This window comes from Massilia timonae (assembly GCF_001866515.1).
GTDB lineage: Bacteria > Pseudomonadota > Gammaproteobacteria > Burkholderiales > Burkholderiaceae_D > Telluria > Telluria timonae.
On record NZ_JRYB01000001.1, the window covers coordinates 1,385,494 to 1,401,207 of the forward strand.

15 protein-coding genes are annotated in these 15,714 nt (G+C 65.3%); 11 read left to right on the forward strand and 4 right to left on the reverse strand.

The features are described 5' to 3' along the window. Window positions 1-375 precede the first annotated feature (375 nt). Window positions 376-1,425 (forward strand): porin, encoded by a 1,050-nt coding sequence (locus tag LO55_RS06030; protein ID WP_071360803.1) that lies wholly within the window; start codon window positions 376-378, stop codon window positions 1,423-1,425. A gap of 189 nt (window positions 1,426-1,614) precedes the next feature. After that, window positions 1,615-2,895, forward strand: coding sequence for a porin (locus LO55_RS06035; RefSeq protein ID WP_071360804.1), 1,281 nt, complete (start codon window positions 1,615-1,617; stop codon window positions 2,893-2,895). Window positions 2,896-2,955: 60 nt separating this feature from the next. On the opposite strand, the gene LO55_RS06040 is transcribed toward LO55_RS06035, so the two are convergent. Beyond that, the gene (locus LO55_RS06040; RefSeq protein ID WP_071360805.1) at window positions 2,956-3,672 is read right to left on the reverse strand and encodes a hydrolase; all 717 of its coding nucleotides are present in this window, start codon (window positions 3,670-3,672) and stop codon (window positions 2,956-2,958) included. A 321-nt stretch (window positions 3,673-3,993) separates the two neighbouring features. Between LO55_RS06040 and LO55_RS06045 the strand changes: the two genes are divergently transcribed. From LO55_RS06045 to LO55_RS06085, 9 genes are all read left to right on the forward strand, one after another. Beyond that, on the forward strand, window positions 3,994-4,659 hold the full coding sequence (locus tag LO55_RS06045; protein ID WP_005663712.1) for a DUF484 family protein: 666 nt from the start codon (window positions 3,994-3,996) through the stop codon (window positions 4,657-4,659). A 10-nt stretch (window positions 4,660-4,669) separates the two neighbouring features. Further along, window positions 4,670-5,590, forward strand: a complete 921-nt coding sequence (gene xerC / locus LO55_RS06050) for a tyrosine recombinase XerC (protein ID WP_071360806.1) — start codon at window positions 4,670-4,672, stop codon at window positions 5,588-5,590. A gap of 154 nt (window positions 5,591-5,744) precedes the next feature. Then, window positions 5,745-6,803, forward strand: coding sequence for a CobW family GTP-binding protein (locus LO55_RS06055; RefSeq protein WP_071360807.1), 1,059 nt, complete (start codon window positions 5,745-5,747; stop codon window positions 6,801-6,803). Window positions 6,804-7,064: 261 nt separating this feature from the next. Continuing rightward, complete coding sequence (gene dksA, locus LO55_RS06060; RefSeq protein ID WP_005663718.1) at window positions 7,065-7,514, forward strand: RNA polymerase-binding protein DksA; 450 nt, start codon at window positions 7,065-7,067, stop codon at window positions 7,512-7,514. Between the two features lie 214 nt (window positions 7,515-7,728). Beyond that, complete coding sequence (locus tag LO55_RS06065) at window positions 7,729-8,988, forward strand: STAS domain-containing protein (RefSeq protein WP_005663720.1); 1,260 nt, start codon at window positions 7,729-7,731, stop codon at window positions 8,986-8,988. Window positions 8,989-9,245: 257 nt separating this feature from the next. Further along, on the forward strand, window positions 9,246-9,782 hold the full coding sequence (hslV, locus tag LO55_RS06070; protein ID WP_071360808.1) for an ATP-dependent protease subunit HslV: 537 nt from the start codon (window positions 9,246-9,248) through the stop codon (window positions 9,780-9,782). A 13-nt stretch (window positions 9,783-9,795) separates the two neighbouring features. Then, on the forward strand, window positions 9,796-11,136 hold the full coding sequence (hslU, locus tag LO55_RS06075; protein WP_040775527.1) for an ATP-dependent protease ATPase subunit HslU: 1,341 nt from the start codon (window positions 9,796-9,798) through the stop codon (window positions 11,134-11,136). 20 nt (window positions 11,137-11,156) lie between these two features. Continuing rightward, entirely contained in the window at window positions 11,157-11,360 is a 204-nt protein-coding gene (locus LO55_RS06080; RefSeq protein ID WP_071360809.1) for a hypothetical protein, read from the forward strand. Between the two features lie 152 nt (window positions 11,361-11,512). After that, window positions 11,513-12,244: a helix-turn-helix domain-containing protein gene (locus tag LO55_RS06085; protein ID WP_005663729.1), complete on the forward strand. Its 732-nt coding sequence runs from the start codon at window positions 11,513-11,515 to the stop codon at window positions 12,242-12,244. Between the two features lie 52 nt (window positions 12,245-12,296). On the opposite strand, the gene LO55_RS06090 is transcribed toward LO55_RS06085, so the two are convergent. Genes LO55_RS06090 through gspE form a run of 3 tightly spaced genes read right to left on the reverse strand, consistent with a single transcriptional unit; the run spans window position 12,297 to window position 15,714 of the window. Then, the gene (locus LO55_RS06090; protein ID WP_229410087.1) at window positions 12,297-13,031 is read right to left on the reverse strand and encodes a hypothetical protein; all 735 of its coding nucleotides are present in this window, start codon (window positions 13,029-13,031) and stop codon (window positions 12,297-12,299) included. 19 nt (window positions 13,032-13,050) lie between these two features. Next, the gene (gene gspF / locus LO55_RS06095; RefSeq protein ID WP_071360811.1) at window positions 13,051-14,271 is read right to left on the reverse strand and encodes a type II secretion system inner membrane protein GspF; all 1,221 of its coding nucleotides are present in this window, start codon (window positions 14,269-14,271) and stop codon (window positions 13,051-13,053) included. A 21-nt stretch (window positions 14,272-14,292) separates the two neighbouring features. Beyond that, a complete protein-coding gene (gene gspE, locus LO55_RS06100) occupies window positions 14,293-15,714 on the reverse strand; it encodes a type II secretion system ATPase GspE (RefSeq protein ID WP_005663735.1) in 1,422 nt (473 codons plus the stop codon).

Here is a 15,714-nt window from a genome sequence, read left to right on the forward strand (position 1 = left end):
GCAAATTTGGCCAAAGTCTAAGCCGCTGCAGCCGGCGATTCGATTCGATTCCGGGGTGAGTTGACGGGGCGCAAAGCTGGTTCAAGCGGATGAAACCGGCCACCCTGGCCGCACGACATCAACGCATGCTCGCGCTCGCTTCATGGATGAACGCCGCCGTCCATTTCTCGGACGCAAAAACCGCCGGCTTTATGTCATGCAAAAGGCATACGTTTCAAAAATACAACAGCACGATTGGATTTATTAGCGATCTACCAAGCGCGCCACTGATAATTGACCAAATAGCCAGCCCTGAAGTTTGAAACAATCAAGGTGACCCGAGCGGCCGGCCTCGACGTTCTGCATGCGCTCACCTCGATCCTGGGAACACCGATAATGAAGAAATCTCTCCTGGCCGTCGCACTGCTTGGCGCTTGCGCCGGCGCGGCCCATGCGCAGACGTCGGTGCAGGTCTACGGCAACCTCGATGCCGGCATCGTCAAGCGCAGTGGCGAGAACGTCAGCATCGGCAAGCGCGCCGCCAACACCCTCGGCATCCGCGGCACCGAAGACCTGGGCAATGGTTTCAAAGCACTGTTCCACCTTGAAATGCGTTATGAGCCGGATACCGGCAGCAGCGAGATCGGTCCCGACGGCAATCAGCGCCAGCTGTTCCAGGGCCAGAGCCGGGTCGGCCTGCAAGGCGACTTCGGCATGCTGCGCATCGGCCGCGGCCTGACTCCGTTCCATGAAACCATCGGCAACTTCGAACCCTTTCATGCGATCCCGACCGCGGGCGGCTTCTATACCGACCTGAGCGTCGCCGGCTACAGCTCGCAACCGCTCGACCCGGTCGGCGCATCTGGCAACCGCTGGTCGAACGCCATCTGGTACAACTCACCGATCGTCAATGGCTTCCAGCTCAACACCGCGATCGCGACCAGGGAAAACAATGGCGGCGTCGCGGTGATCGGCCGCGGCAGCGCCGGCGCGCCGCAGTATCCGGTCGGCGCCGAAGCCTCGGCCAATCCGTTCTCGGTCTCGGCCACCTACAACAACGGCCCCGCCGCCCTGATGGCGGCCTACGAGCGCAATGCGATCGAGTCGAAGGTCTGGTCGGTCGGCGCCTCGGTCCAGGCGACCCCGGAACTCAAGCTCATGGGCACCTTTACCAGGCTGGACGAAGACCACACCCGCCTGTTCAACGACGATACCAGTTCATGGGTGCTGGGCGCCAACTACACGCTGGGCCCGGGCAGGTTCCTGGCTGGCTACGGGCAGAAGGACACCGATGGACTGGAGAAGGTCAGGCAGCTGTCGCTGGGCTATGAATACAGCCTGTCGAAGCGCACCTATCTGTACATCGACGCTTCGCGCAAAAAAGGCTTGCTGACCAATCCGGGCAACGTCAACCAGTACGACATCGGCATCCACCATTCGTTCTAGACGTTCTGGCGTGAGGCGATCTGGCGCAACCAGCGTTGTCCCTGTCGTCCATCATCCATGTAGTGTTTTCACAACGCCAATCTACCCTCGGCGTGTTCGCGAACGAGCGTTCTGTACAGTGCGCCATGGCAATGGCATATTGGTAGAGCGAGCTTATGCATCGCGACAAGAAAATAATATGGAGACACGATGAAGAAAAGCCTGATCGCCGCCCTGCTCGGCGCTACGTTTGCATGCTCCGCCCTGGCCCAGACCAGCGTCCAGATCTACGGCATCGCCGATGCCGGCGTGATGTGGCAAAAAGGTGGACCGACCAAGATCTATAGTGGCGGCGCCGACGGCTCGCGCCTCGGCATCCGGGGTAGCGAAGACCTGGGCAATGGCTACAAGGCCATCTTCAACCTCGAAGCCCGCGTTGAACTCGATAACGGCTCGCAGCAGCCGGCCCTGATGAATGACAATCCGGGCGTCTACCTGCTGCGCGGCATGGACCAGATCCCGCAAGCCATCCGCGACCGCTTGCAGGCGGCGATCCAGCCGCCGGGCGCGCCGGCCGTCAACCAGGAAAAAGCCCTGTTCGACCGCACCGCGATGGTCGGCCTGATCACCCCGATCGGCGCCGTCATGCTGGGCCGCATGTACACCCCGGGCTACGAAGTGTTCAACATGGCCGACGCCTTCGAATCGGGCACCGCCGGCACCTGGGGCCACGTCACCGGCGGCACCGCCGGCTTCACCGCGCTGGGCGCCGACATCCGCTCGCAGGAAGCGATCCAGTACCGCATCGCCCTGCCGAACGGCCTGGGCGGCTCGGTCATGTATGGCGCCCGCAATTCCGGCTACCTCGGCCGCTATTACAAGTTCCGCGCCGGCGCCGTCACCTATAAGGCCAACGGCTTCGACGTCGGCATCGGTTACAACCACGGCTACGACATGCAGAACCGGCCGAGCCTGCGCACCCTGACGGTCGGCGGTTCCTACGCGCTGAACGACAGCTGGAAATTCTTCGCCGGCTTCCACAGCCAGCGCAACCAGAATTCGGCGCTGCTGCCGGATTACCTGGCTGGCTGGAACCAGGCCGTGGTGCCGGCGCTGGTGGCACAAGGCGTCCCGCAGGCGACCCAGGCCGCCCTGCTCAGGATCTTCCAGACCAATATCACCGCCAACACCCAGCAGGACGCGAACAGCTACCAGGTCGGCGTCCACTATCGTGTCGGCAACGGCCGCATCGTGGCCTCGTACGCGCACCAGAACGACCGCCTGGCCTCCAACAGCGACGCCGACCTGTATGCGGTGGGCTACAACTACTACCTGTCCAAGCGCACCGACCTGTACACCGCGCTGGCCTTCATCAAGAACGATAACGAGGCGCAGTATTCGCCGGGCACCTCGGGCAATCCGGGCGGCTTCACCGAAGCGCCGGGCGCCGACGGCCGCGCCTTGCAGCTGGGCATCCGTCATCGTTTCTGACGCGGTCCGCGCAGGCATGAACACCGCGGCCACGGCCGCGGTTTTTTTTTGATCGCCGGATCAGCGCAGCGGCGTCGCGCTCGCTGCAGCAACCGGAGCAGCAACCGGCGCCAGCACCGGGTTGTCGCCGCGATTGCGCGCCGGCGCCTTGTGCACCATGGTGTAGGCGTAGTCGACGCCCATGCCGTAGGCGCCCGAATGCTCGGTGACGATCTTCATGACCGCGTCGTAGGTGTCGCGGTTCTTCCAGTCGCGCTGCCATTCCAGCAGCACCTGCTGCCAGGTCACCGGCACCACGCCGGCCTGCACCATGCGCTGCATGGCGAAGTCATGCGCATCCTTGGTGGTGCCGCCCGAGGCGTCGGCCACCATGTAGATCTCGTAATCTCCTTCCAGCATGGCGCACAGCGCAAAGGTGGTGTTGCACACCTCGGTCCACAGGCCGGCCACGATGACTTTCTTGCGGCCGTTGGCAGCCAGCGCATCGCGCACTTTCTGGTCGTCCCATGAATTCATCGAGGTGCGTTCGAGGATCGGCTTGCCCGGGAATACGTCAAGCAGCTCCGGATAGGTATGGCCCGAGAAGCTGTCGGTCTCGACCGAGGTGATGATGGTCGGGATATCGAAGACCGAGGCCGCCTTGGCCAGTCCGACGACATTGTTCTTCAGGGTCTGGCGGTCGATCGACTGCACGCCGAACGCCATCTGCGGCTGGTGGTCGATGATGATCAGCTGCGAGTTTTGCGGGGTCAGGACGTCGAGTTTCGGATTGTGCATGATGGTTCTCCCAGGTTGTGTATGTGTAAACCATCGAACTGATCGACGCTGGATCGAGGCCTTCTGCCTGTTCCGTTGCTTCGTGTTCGATGCGATGGAGCCATTATGCGGTGCTGAAACGCCAAGGAAAAACGGAAAAAATATCAACATTTCATCGAAATTTTCGAACATCGATTTTGCCTCTATCCCATTGGCCGGGACGACCTGTCCCTGCTGCGGCAAGCCGCGTGGCAGGATGGCGCCGGCGGCATGTTTGTTCGCCGGCGCCATGCCTGGGTCGGGTAGAATGGGAGAATCATTTTCACGCCGGACCTCCCTCACATGAGCATCGCACCACTGGACGCCAACGCAGTCGCGCAATACCTGATCGATCATCCGCAATTTTTCCAGGAGCATGCCGGCCTGCTGGGCGAAGTGAAGCTCTCCAGCCCGCTGACCGGCCGCGCCGTGTCGCTGCAGGAGCGCCAGATGGAAGTGATGCGCGACAAATTCCGCGCGCTCGAGCTGCGCCTGTCGGAGCTGTCGCGCCGCGCCGAAGAGAATGCCGGCATCGCCAACCGTTTCCACGCCTGGACCCAGGCCCTGCTGGTGTCAAAGGGTGGCGCCGCCATGGCGCGCGACCTGGCCGACGGCCTGCGCACCCATTTCATCGTGCCGCAAGTCACCCTGCGCCTGTGGAATGTGGCGCCGGAGCATGCCGGCGAATGGTTCGCCCAGGGCGTGTCGGACGACGCGCGCATCTTCGCCAACAGCCTGCGCGCGCCATATTGCGGCCCGAACAACGATTTCGAGGCGGTGCGCTGGCTGGACGATGCGGAATCGATCCGCTCGACCGTCATGCTGCCGCTGGGCCAGCCGGGCCAGAGCTTCGGCCTGCTGGTGCTGGGCTCGCCCGATCCGGCGCGCTTCACGACCGCGATGTCGACCGATTTCCTGGTCCACATCGCCGCCACCTCGACCACCGCGCTGGCGCCGCTGCGCGCCTGAGCCAGCGGCCATGGACTGGGCCGCACGCTACCTGGCCGAGCTGGCTACCCAGCGCCAGCTGTCGCCGCACACGGTCGACGCCTACCGGCGCGACCTGGCCGAGCTGGCCGACCTGGCCGGCCACGCCGACTGGCCCCGGCTGACCCACTTCGACATCCGGCGCTACGCCGCCAAGCTGCATGCCGGCGGCCAGTCGGCGCGCACGATCGCGCGCAAGCTGTCCGGCTGGCGCGGTTTCTATGCCTGGCTGTCGAACCACACCCCGCTGGCCGCCAACCCGGTCGACGGCGTGCACGCCCCGAAACGCCCCAGGAGCCTGCCCAAGGCGCTGGCCGTCGACGATGCCGTGCAATTGATGGATGCAAATACGCGCGGCCACGCCGAACCTTTCGAGCTGTGCAACCGCGCCATGTTCGAGCTGCTGTATTCGAGCGGGCTGCGGGTATCGGAACTGGCCGGCCTCGATATCGCCTGGCAGGATGCGCGCGCCGGCCAGCCGGCCTCGCTCGGCTGGCTCGACCTGCAGGCCGGCGAAGTGGTGGTCACCGGCAAGGGCAGCAAGATGCGCCGGGTGCCGGTCGGCGGCCCGGCGCGCGAGGCGCTGGCGGCCTGGCTGGCGGTGCGTCCCGCCGCGCGCGACGGCAGCGCCGCCCTGTTCCTGTCGGCGCGCGACACCCGCATCTCGCCGCGCGTGGTGCAGAACCGGCTCAAGCAGCATGCGCTGCGCGCCGGCGCCCCGGTCCACGTGCATCCGCACGTGCTGCGCCACTCGTTCGCCTCGCACCTGCTGCAATCCTCGGGCGACCTGCGCGCGGTGCAGGAATTGCTCGGGCACGCCAGCATCACCTCGACCCAGATCTATACGGCACTCGATTTCCAGCACCTGTCGAAGGTGTATGACGCGGCCCATCCGCGCGCCAAGGCCAAGTAATCGCCTGACCGACGCAGGCGCGCCATTCTGGCCACATCCCCGGGTTGATGGTTTGAACTCGATCAAGCCCGGACACTGTTGATGGTGAGCTTGCAAGAATTGCGGCATAATCCCCCGGTTCTTTTGTCCAACCCCCAACACGAGTAGCGTACCAATGGACCTGATTCCCAGCACCATCCTGACCGGCTTCCTCGGCGCGGGCAAGACCACCCTGCTCAACCGTATCCTGCAGGAAGAGCACGGCATGCGCATCGCCGTCATCGAGAACGAATTCGGCCAGGAGAATATTGACAACGAAATCCTGGTGCAGGATTCGAGCGAGCAGATCGTCGAGATGAACAACGGCTGCATCTGCTGCACCGTGCGCGGCGACCTGATCGTGGCATTGACCAACCTGGCGCAAAAGCGCGCCGCCGGCGAAATCAGTTTCGACCGCGTGGTGATCGAAACCACCGGCCTGGCCAACCCCGGCCCGGTGGCCCAGACTTTCTTCGTCGACGAAGAAGTGGGCGCCAACTACCTGCTCGACGCCGTGGTGACCGTGGTCGACGCCCGCCATGCGATGGACCAGCTGACCCAGAACGAGGAAGCCCAGCGCCAGGTCGGTTTCGCCGACAAGATCCTGCTGTCCAAGACCGACCTGGTCGACGCCGCCGCCGTCGAGACCCTGAAGGCGCGCCTGCACCGCATCAATCCGCGCGCGCCGATCGCGACCAGCGACTTCGGCCGCGCGCCGATCTCGGACGTGCTCGACCTGCGCGGCTTCAACCTGAACGACAAGCTGGAACTGGATCCGGATTTCCTGAAGGTCGAGGAAGCCCATGACCATGATCACGACCACGATCACGCCCACTGCGGCCACGACCATGCGCATGGCGAAGCCTGCAATCACGACCACCACCACGGCCACCACACCGACGACATCGCCGCCTTCGTGTTCAAGAGCGAGCGCGCCTTCGACCCGGAACGCCTGGAACAATTCCTGGGCAGCCTGGTGCAAGTCTTCGGTCCGCAAATGCTGCGCTACAAAGGCGTGCTGCGGATGGAAGGCGTCGACCGCAAGGTGGTGTTCCAGGGCGTGCACCAGATCATGGGCAGCGACGTGGGACCGAAATGGGGCGAAAACGAGACGCCTGCCACCAAGATGGTCTTTATTGGTAAAAATTTACCAAAAGACGTATTTGTCCGCGGACTTGAACAATGTTTGGTATAAACTACATCGGTTTGACCGGCTGTTGAGGATCGCATGACGACCCGCCGCGACAGTTTGTCGCGGCCGACTCGCCGGACCGACCGGTGCGCTATATACTAGCCGCCAGCCTGCTGTAGCGAACTGTCCTTGCTGCATATGCGGCGCGGCCAGAGAAGGGATGGCGCCAGGTCGCCATCAAGGCAGCTTGCCTCACGCACACCTTTATCGGGTATAAAGTTGGCAAGCTGATAAAATGAAAACCTCTGTCGTATCGAAGGCATCATGACTAAAACAACGAAACCGAATACCGCCCAGCCCGAAGAACGCCTCCTGACGGAAGAAGAGATTCGGGCGATGAGCGATGACGACTACATGAATCCGGCCCAGCTCGCGTTCTTCAAGAACCGTCTGCAGGAACTCGAGAAGGAACTGCTGAAGAACGCCGGCGAAACCACGGAACACCTGCGCGAAACCGTCCTGGTTCCCGACCCGGCCGACCGGGCGACGATCGAGGAAGAACACGCGCTGGAACTGCGCACCCGCGACCGCGAACGCAAGCTGCTCAAGAAAGTGCAGCAATCGCTGCAATCGATCGACGGCGGCGAATACGGCTGGTGCGAAGAAACCGGCGAGCCGATCGGCATTCCACGCCTGATCGCCCGCCCGACCGCCACGCTGTCGCTGGAAGCCCAGCAGCGCCGTGAGCTGAAGCAAAAACTGTACGGCGACTGATTTATCGCCGACGCCATCGAGAAAAGCATGCGAGGGATCGCATGCTTTTTTTGTTTGCGCGCCCGTCTTCCGGCATGACTGCGCACGCTTCACGCGCCATGCATATGCTATCGTTTCCCATCGGATACACTAGGCCGAGCGGCGTGTGCGCAGCACACTGGCCGAAGGTTCGTGCTATGGTCTGGCACGGCTGGCCTAATTGACAACGGTGAGCATGGGGCTTTTCTCCTTCCTGAAGAGAAAGAACGACGATGCGGGGGTGCGCGATTGGCCGCCGCCCGAGTCGCGCCTGCGCGGCGAGCCGTCGCGCCTGGACACCGAGGCCGAGCGCGAACGCCAGCGCGAGATCGCGCGCGCCACCGCCGCCAAGATCGACGAGATCGAGCTCGCATTCGCTTCCGACATGTTCGACGACGAGCCGGCCTGGGGCAGCGGCGTGCGGCGCCCGGCCGCTGGCGTCGCGCCTGCGGAACATGACATCCCGCCCCAGGCCGCGGCGCCCGCCAGCGCCCCGGCCATCGACGAAAGCGCCATCCTGTACGCCAACGGCCAGCCTGACGCGGCCGAACAGCTGCTGCGCGCCTGCCTGCCGACCCTGGGCCGCGCCGAGCGCCTGCCGTGGTGGATGTTGTTCGACCTGTACCAGGCCGATGGCCGCGAAGAAGCCTTCGAAAGCGTGGCCATCGACTACGCCAGCCATTTCGAGACCTCGCCGCCGGCCTGGAAGCCGCTGCCCGCCGCGCCCGCCGCAACCGCTGCGGCCCGTCCTGGTCCCGGCCTGGCTGCGGTCGAGGCCTTCGCCCCCAGGATCGACGCCAGCGTCGCGGCGCCGCTCAAGCGCGTGCTGGATGCGCCGGCGCCGGTCGTGCGCCTCGACTTCGGCCGGGTGACGGCGATCGACGCCGACGGCGCCGCCTGCCTGCTGGCGGCGCTGCAACAATTACGCGGCGCCGGCCGCGAGCTGGTGCTGGCCGGCGCCGACACCCTGCTGGCGACCCTGCGGCCGATGCTGGCGATCGGCCAGCGCGACGCCAGCCCGGCGCCCTGGCTGCTGCTGCTCGAGCTGCTGCTGTTGACCGGTCGCGAAAAACAATTCGAGGAAGCGGCGATGGATTACTGCGTCACCTACGAGGTGTCGCCGCCCTCGTTCGAGGCGCCGCTCTACGTGTCCACCGCCGCGCCGGCGCCCGGCCATGGCGACCGCTTCATGTTGCCGGCGGTCGTGAGCGGTCCAGAAACCAGCCTGCTGGCGGCCATTGACGCCTATGCGCTAGAGCGCGAGACGCTGGTGCTGGACTGCTCGCGCCTGGCGCGCATCGACTATGCCGGCGCCGGCAGCCTGCTGGCGCGGCTGGATGCGCATGGCGCCGCCGGCCGCGCGGTCGAGCTGCGCGAACTGAACCATCTCGTCGCCACCCTGCTGCGCCTGCTCGGCGCGGGCGATGGCGTACGGCTGTATCCGCACCGCTACTGACCGATCAGAGCCAGCCGAAGGCCAGCAACAGCAGCAAGGTCACGACCAGCGACACCAGGATCGAGCCAAGGCAACCAAGCTTGTTGGAAAAAAATAAGAACATCGTTTAGCGGCTCCATTCTATCGGCGTCGGGACAGCGTACAGGCCGCTGCCCGCGCCGGGCGCACATTTGGCCTCGAGCATTTAAGGCTGAGCTAATCTTGCAATCCCGCGCACGATCCCCACCTGCTGTTGGCTAGAACATCACGAGGTCAAAATGGAACAATTTCACGGTACAACCATCGTCAGTGTGCGGCGCGGCAACCAGGTCGCGCTGGGTGGCGATGGCCAGGTCACGCTGGGCAATGTCGTCATGAAGGGCTCGGCGCGCAAGGTGCGCAAGCTGTACCAGGGCAAGGTCCTGTGCGGATTCGCGGGCGGCACCGCCGACGCATTCACGCTGCTGGACCGCTTCGAAGGCAAGCTGGAAAAACACCAGGGCAACCTGCTGCGCGCGTCGGTCGAACTGGCCAAGGATTGGCGCACCGACCGCGTGCTGCGCCGCCTGGAAGCGATGCTGCTGGTGGCCGACCGCGAGTCGACCCTGATCATCACCGGCAACGGCGACGTGCTGGAGCCGGAAGACGGCATCGGCGCCATCGGTTCGGGCGGCGTCTACGCCCAGTCCGCCGCCAAGGCGCTGTACGAGAACACCGACATGGCCCCTAGCGAAGTCGTCAAGAAGGCGCTCACCATCGCCGGCGAGCTGTGCATCTACACGAATATGTCCCACATCATCGAGACCCTGGATTGATATGAGCAGCATCATGAACATGACCCCACCCGAAATCGTTTCCGAGCTCGACAAGCACGTGGTCGGCCAGGGCAAGGCCAAGAAGGCGGTTGCCATCGCCCTGCGCAACCGCTGGCGGCGCCAGCAGGTCGACGAGAGCCTGCGTCATGAAATCACGCCCAAGAACATCCTCATGATCGGCCCGACCGGCGTCGGCAAGACCGAGATCGCGCGCCGCCTGGCCAAGCTGGCCGACGCGCCCTTCATCAAGATCGAGGCGACCAAGTTCACCGAGGTGGGCTATGTCGGCCGCGACGTCGACACCATCATCCGCGACCTGATCGACATCGGCGTCAAGCAGACCCGCGCCAGCGAAGCGAAAAAGGTGCGCCAGCGCGCCGAGGACGCGGCCGAGGACCGCATCATCGACATCCTGGTGCCGCCGGCGCGCGACTTCGGCTTCAACACCAGCAGCGGCAACGGCGATACGAAGGAAGGCGAAGCCACGCGCCAGACCTTCCGCAAGCGCCTGCGCGAAGGCTCGCTCGACGACCGCGAGATCGAGATCGAAGTGGCCGACGCCGCGCCGCAGATGGAAATCATGGCGCCGCCGGGCATGGAAGAAATGACCGAGCAGATCAAGTCGATGTTCGCCGGCGTGGGCAATGCGCGCAAGAAGCCGCGCAAGCTCAAGATCAAGGAAGCGATGAAGCTCCTGATCGACGAAGAAGCGGGCAAGCTGCTCAACGAGGACGAGCTCAAGCAGAAGGCGATCGCCAACGTCGAGCAGAACGGCATCGTGTTCCTGGACGAGATCGACAAGATCGCGACCCGTTCCGAACACGGCGGCGCCGACGTCTCGCGCGCCGGCGTGCAGCGCGACCTGCTGCCGCTGGTCGAGGGCACGACGGTGAACACCAAGTACGGCATGATCAAGACCGACCACATCCTGTTCATCGCCTCGGGCGCCTTCCACCTGTCGAAGCCGTCGGACCTGATCCCGGAACTGCAGGGCCGCTTCCCGATCCGCGTCGAACTCGAATCGCTGTCGATCGACGACTTCAAGAGCATCCTGACCTCGACCCACGCCAGCCTGACCAAGCAGTACGAGGCGCTGCTGGCGACCGAGGGCGTCAAGATCGAGTTCGTGGACGAAGGCATCCATCGCCTGGCCGAGATCGCGTTTTCGGTCAACGAGCGCACCGAGAACATCGGCGCGCGCCGCCTGTACACGGTGATGGAAAAGCTGCTCGAAGAGATCTCGTTCAGCGCCGGCTCCGAGAAGGACCAGGTGGTGCGGATCGACGCGGCCTATGTCAACGAACGGCTCGATGCGCTGGCGGTCAACGAAGACCTGTCGCGCTACGTGCTGTAATTATCTCGGCGGAGGCCCGCATGGCGAACAAGGCATTGGCGACACGGCAGAAGATGCGCCTGCGGGTCGAACCCTCGCAGCAGTTCGGCAAGCCGCGCAACCCGATCGCGGCGCTGGCCAAGGCGCGCTCGGCCGGGCCGCATGCCAAGCCGCTGTCGAGCGAGCGGCATGAGGCCAAGCGGGCGCTCAAGCAGGCCAAGCTGGTGGCGGACGAGGACGACTGAGCCTGCGTCAGCCTGATCAAGAATTTCTCCTTGCGGACACTTCGGTGTCCGCTTTTTTTCGTCCATCGGCCCGGCGCGCCGTTCGTCGCATGCGCCTTGTCCCTGTCCCCGTTCAACGGTAGAGTCAAGCGTCGTCATTCTTTACGGATACCATGAGTTCACCCGACCTGATCCTCGACGCCCTGCGCGCCCGCCTGCGCGCGGCTGGCATCACCTACAAGCTGCTGGCCGAGCGCATCGGCGTGAGCGAATCGAGCGTGAAACGCATGTTTGGCCAGAAGGACATGGCGCTGTCGCGGCTGGCCGAGATCTGCCAGGCGACCGGCATCCCGCTGGAAGAACTACTGCGCGGCGCGCTCGACACCCGGCCCCGGCTGGATGCCCTGAGCCTGCCGCAGGAGCGCTCGCTGGTGGCCAATCCGCGCCTCTTGCTGATGGCGATTTGCTGCCTCGGCCACTGGAACGTGGAACAGGTCGTCGACACCTACAAGCTGAGCGAGGCCGAGTGCATCACCCTGCTCGCCGAACTCGACCGGCTGGGACTGATCGAACTCAAGCCGCTGAACCGTTACCAGCTACGGGTGTCGAACGCATTCCGCTGGCTGCCGGATGGGCCGGTGCAGCACTTCTTCCGCGAACACGTGGTGGAGGATTATTTTGCCGGACGCTTCGACGGCGCCGGCGAAGCGCTGATGTGCCTGCCGGCGCGGCTGTCGCCTGCCAGCGCAAAAGAGTTGTCGCTCAAGATCGAACAACTGGCGGCGGAACTGGCGCGGCTGCACCTGAACGACCGGCGCCTGCCGGCCGAAGAGCGCGAAGGCTATACCTTGTTGCTGGGGTTCAGGTCGTGGGAACTGGCGGCGTTTACCGCACTGCGACGCTGATGGGCTCGGTGTGGTGAAGAGGCGATAAGAGCCTGCCGCCGCGCCGCTGCCCTTATTGGGTGATCGGTTGCTGGGTCTGGTTCATCGGCGGCGCATTCGGCGGCATCTGCACGTTGTTGCGGCTCTGCTGGGTCGGATCGCCCTGCTCCGGCGGCGGATCCTGCGGCTCTTGCGGCGCCTGCTGGTCTTGTGGCGCCTGCTGCTCTTGCACCACTTGCGCATTTTCCGGCGTGGTCGGCGTGCCCTGCGGACCGCCGCCCGGCGGCGGCACGCTGCGCATGGTGGGCGGCACGCTGACCACGCCCGGCGCGGTCTGCGGCTCCATGGCCGGCGCCGCAGCCTGCGGCATCTGCTGCTGCATGCGCGGCTCCGGCGGCATGATCGACGTCGACTGGCCGGTATCGGGCGCCAGTTCCACCCGCTTCATCACGCCGCCATCCGACAACATCACGTAGCGCCGGTGCACTTCGGCGACGGTCACGCCCGGCGCGATCTCGCGGCCGACCCGCACCGCCTTCGGCGGCTGGCCGTCGGCCACCAGGATGACCGCGCTGTCGGCGCCGGCCGACACCACGCCGGTGAGCTGGAAATTGGAAATCACCGCCGTCGGCTGGCCGCCGAACAGCGTTGCCGCCGCCTCGGGACTCGGCGGGGGCTGGGTCGCGACCGGCGCCGCCGCCAGCGGCCGTTGCTCCGGCTTGTACAGCTGCAGCACCCAGTAGGCGATCGAGGCCGCCAGCAGGATCAGGGCAAGCAGGCTGAGAAGAAGAGGCAAACGCTTGTTCATATTATTGACTGCCATTGTTTTACTGCACCAGCTGGTTGATTTCGATGATCGGCATCAGCACCGCCAGCACGATCAGCAGCACGACCAGGCCCATGGCCAGGATCAGCACCGGCTCGAGCAGGCCGGCGATGGTGAGCGTGCGGCGCTCGAGGTCGGCCTGCTGCGAATTGGCGGCGCGCTCGAGCATGGCCGGCAGTTCGCCGGTGATCTCGCCGGCGCGGATCATGTGCACCAGCATCGGCGGGAAATGTTTTTGCGCCGACAGCGCGCGCGCCAGGCTCACGCCTTCGCGCACGCTGCCGGTGGCCTGCTCGACCAGCTCGCGCATCGCCACGTTGGACAGGGTTTCGCGGCTGGTGTCGAGCGCGCGCAGGATGGGCACGCCGGAACCGGTGGTGATCGCCAGCGTGCTGGCGAAGCGCGCCGTATTGAGGCTGCGCTCGAACTTGCCGTAGATGGGCGCCGTCAGCAGCCAGGTGTGCCAGCGCCGCTTGAGGTCGGGATTGCGCAGCGCGCGCCGCCATAGCCAGAACGCGCCGCCGATCAGGATCGCGCAATAGATGCCGTAGGCGCGCACGAAGTCGGACACGGCCAGCATGACCACGGTGAGGAAGGGCAGCTTCTGCTTGGTGTTGGCGAACACCGAGACGATCTGCGGCACCACATAGGTGAGCAGGAAGATCACGATCGCGAACGCGACCACGGTCACGATCGCCGGATAGGTGAAGGCCAGCCGCACCTTCTGCACCAGGGCGTTGCGGCGCTCGATGTAGTCGGCCAGGCGCGACAGCACGCGCGAAAGCTGGCCGATCTGCTCGCCCGAGGCGACCAGCGCCCGGTAGATCTCGGCGAAGTCGCGCGGGTGGTGCGACAGCGCGGTGGAGAATGGCGAGCCGCCGATGACTTCGGAACGGATCGAGGCGATCAGGTCGCGCATATAGGCGCGCTCGGCCTGCTCCAGCAGTGCGGTGAAGGCTTGCTCGAGCGGCAGGCCGGCCTCCAGCAGGCTGGCCAGCTGGCGCGTGAACAGGGCCAGCTCGTTCTGCGACAGGCGCTCGCCGATGCCGCGCGCGCGGGTGACGCCCGAGGCGTCGACCTGGGCGGTGATCGCCTCGACGTTCAGCGGCGTCAGGCCTTGGGTGCGCAGGTCGGCGCGCGCCGCGCGCGGGCTGTCGGCGTTGACCACGCCCTTGCGGGTGGCGCCGCCGGCGTCGACGGCTTCGTAGCGAAATGCCGGCATCAGTCAGTTCCCATCCGCATCTTAATCCTTTGTCACGCGCACCAGTTCGGCGCGCGTGGTGGTGCCGTCCGCCAGCCAGCGTTCGCCGTCGTCGCGCATGGTCTTCATGCCGGTCGCCAGCGCCGCATCGCGGATCTCGGCTTCGGAGGCGCGGTTGTGGATCTGGGAACGGATCTGCTCGGTGGTCTCGAGCAGCTCGTAGACGCCGACCCGGCCATGATAGCCCGTATGGCCGCAGCGCTCGCAGCCGACCGCATGCCAGGTGGACCCGTCGAAGGTCTTGCACTGCGAGCAGAGCTTGCGCACCAGGCGCTGGGCCATCACGCCCAGCAGCGACGAGGACAGCAGGAACGGTTCGATGCCCATGTCCAGCAAGCGCGTCACGGCCGAGGCGGCATCGTTGGTGTGCAGCGTGGCCAGCACCAAGTGGCCCGTGAGCGAGGCTTGCACCGCGATCTGCGCCGTCTCCAGGTCGCGGATCTCGCCGATCATGATCACGTCGGGATCTTGCCGCAGGATGGCGCGCAGCGCTTTCGCGAACGTCATGTCGATGCGGGCATTGACTTGCGTTTGGCCGACGCCGTTCAGGTCGTACTCGATCGGGTCTTCCACCGTCATGATATTGGTGGTGGACGCGTTCAGGCGCGACAGCGCCGCGTACAGGGTGGTGGTCTTGCCCGAACCGGTCGGGCCGGTCACCAGCACGATGCCGTGCGGCTGGTTGATCAGGCGGTCGAACTGCGGCAGCATGTCTTCGGCCATGCCCAGGTGCGACAGGTCGAGGCGCCCTGCTTCTTTGTCGAGCAGACGCAGCACGGCGCGTTCGCCGTGGCCGGTCGGCAGCGTCGAGACGCGCACGTCGACTGGTTTACCGCCCACGCGCAGGGTGATGCGGCCATCCTGCGGCAGGCGCTTCTCGGCGATGTCGAGCTGCGACATGATCTTGATACGCGAGATCAGCGAGGCGTGGATCGCCTTCTTGGGGCGCACGATGTCGCGCAGCGCGCCGTCGATGCGAAAGCGCACCACCGAAGTCTGCTCGAACGGCTCGATGTGGATGTCGGACGCGCCTTCGCGCAGCGATTGCGTGAGCAGCGCATTGATCATGCGGATCACCGGCGCATCGTCGGACGATTCCAGCAGGTCTTCGATGGCCGGCACGTCCTGCAGCAGCTTGGTCAGGTCGAGGTCGGCGTCGAATTCGTCGACCACCTGCGACGCGTCGCCGCCGCCGCCGGCATAGGCGCCGGCGATGGCCGCGTCGAGCTCGTCACGGTCGAGGCGGCGCAGCTGGATGCGGCCGAAACGGCGCGAGACCTCGGCGATGGCGGCTGGCGCGGTGGCGCTGGACACCAGCACTTCGACGCTCTGGCCCGGTTCGCCGTTACCGCGCGCCAGCACGCCGTGGTCGCGGGCGAAGGCGTAGGGCAAGAGATTGTTCAT

Bases quoted from the DNA above. Each gene is read 5' to 3' on its own strand.
- LO55_RS06030 (WP_071360803.1), top strand. From the start codon at position 376: ATGAAGAAATCTCTCCTGGCCGTCGCACTGCTTGGCGCTTGCGCCGGC.
- LO55_RS06035 (WP_071360804.1), top strand. From the start codon at position 1,615: ATGAAGAAAAGCCTGATCGCCGCCCTGCTCGGCGCTACGTTTGCATGC.
- LO55_RS06040 (WP_071360805.1), bottom strand. From the start codon at position 3,672: ATGCACAATCCGAAACTCGACGTCCTGACCCCGCAAAACTCGCAGCTG.
- LO55_RS06045 (WP_005663712.1), top strand. From the start codon at position 3,994: ATGAGCATCGCACCACTGGACGCCAACGCAGTCGCGCAATACCTGATC.
- xerC (WP_071360806.1), top strand. From the start codon at position 4,670: ATGGACTGGGCCGCACGCTACCTGGCCGAGCTGGCTACCCAGCGCCAG.
- LO55_RS06055 (WP_071360807.1), top strand. From the start codon at position 5,745: ATGGACCTGATTCCCAGCACCATCCTGACCGGCTTCCTCGGCGCGGGC.
- dksA (WP_005663718.1), top strand. From the start codon at position 7,065: ATGACTAAAACAACGAAACCGAATACCGCCCAGCCCGAAGAACGCCTC.
- LO55_RS06065 (WP_005663720.1), top strand. From the start codon at position 7,729: ATGGGGCTTTTCTCCTTCCTGAAGAGAAAGAACGACGATGCGGGGGTG.
- hslV (WP_071360808.1), top strand. From the start codon at position 9,246: ATGGAACAATTTCACGGTACAACCATCGTCAGTGTGCGGCGCGGCAAC.
- hslU (WP_040775527.1), top strand. From the start codon at position 9,796: ATGAACATGACCCCACCCGAAATCGTTTCCGAGCTCGACAAGCACGTG.
- LO55_RS06080 (WP_071360809.1), top strand. From the start codon at position 11,157: ATGGCGAACAAGGCATTGGCGACACGGCAGAAGATGCGCCTGCGGGTC.
- LO55_RS06085 (WP_005663729.1), top strand. From the start codon at position 11,513: ATGAGTTCACCCGACCTGATCCTCGACGCCCTGCGCGCCCGCCTGCGC.
- LO55_RS06090 (WP_229410087.1), bottom strand. From the start codon at position 13,031: ATGAACAAGCGTTTGCCTCTTCTTCTCAGCCTGCTTGCCCTGATCCTG.
- gspF (WP_071360811.1), bottom strand. From the start codon at position 14,271: ATGCCGGCATTTCGCTACGAAGCCGTCGACGCCGGCGGCGCCACCCGC.
- gspE (WP_005663735.1), bottom strand. From the start codon at position 15,714: ATGAACAATCTCTTGCCCTACGCCTTCGCCCGCGACCACGGCGTGCTG.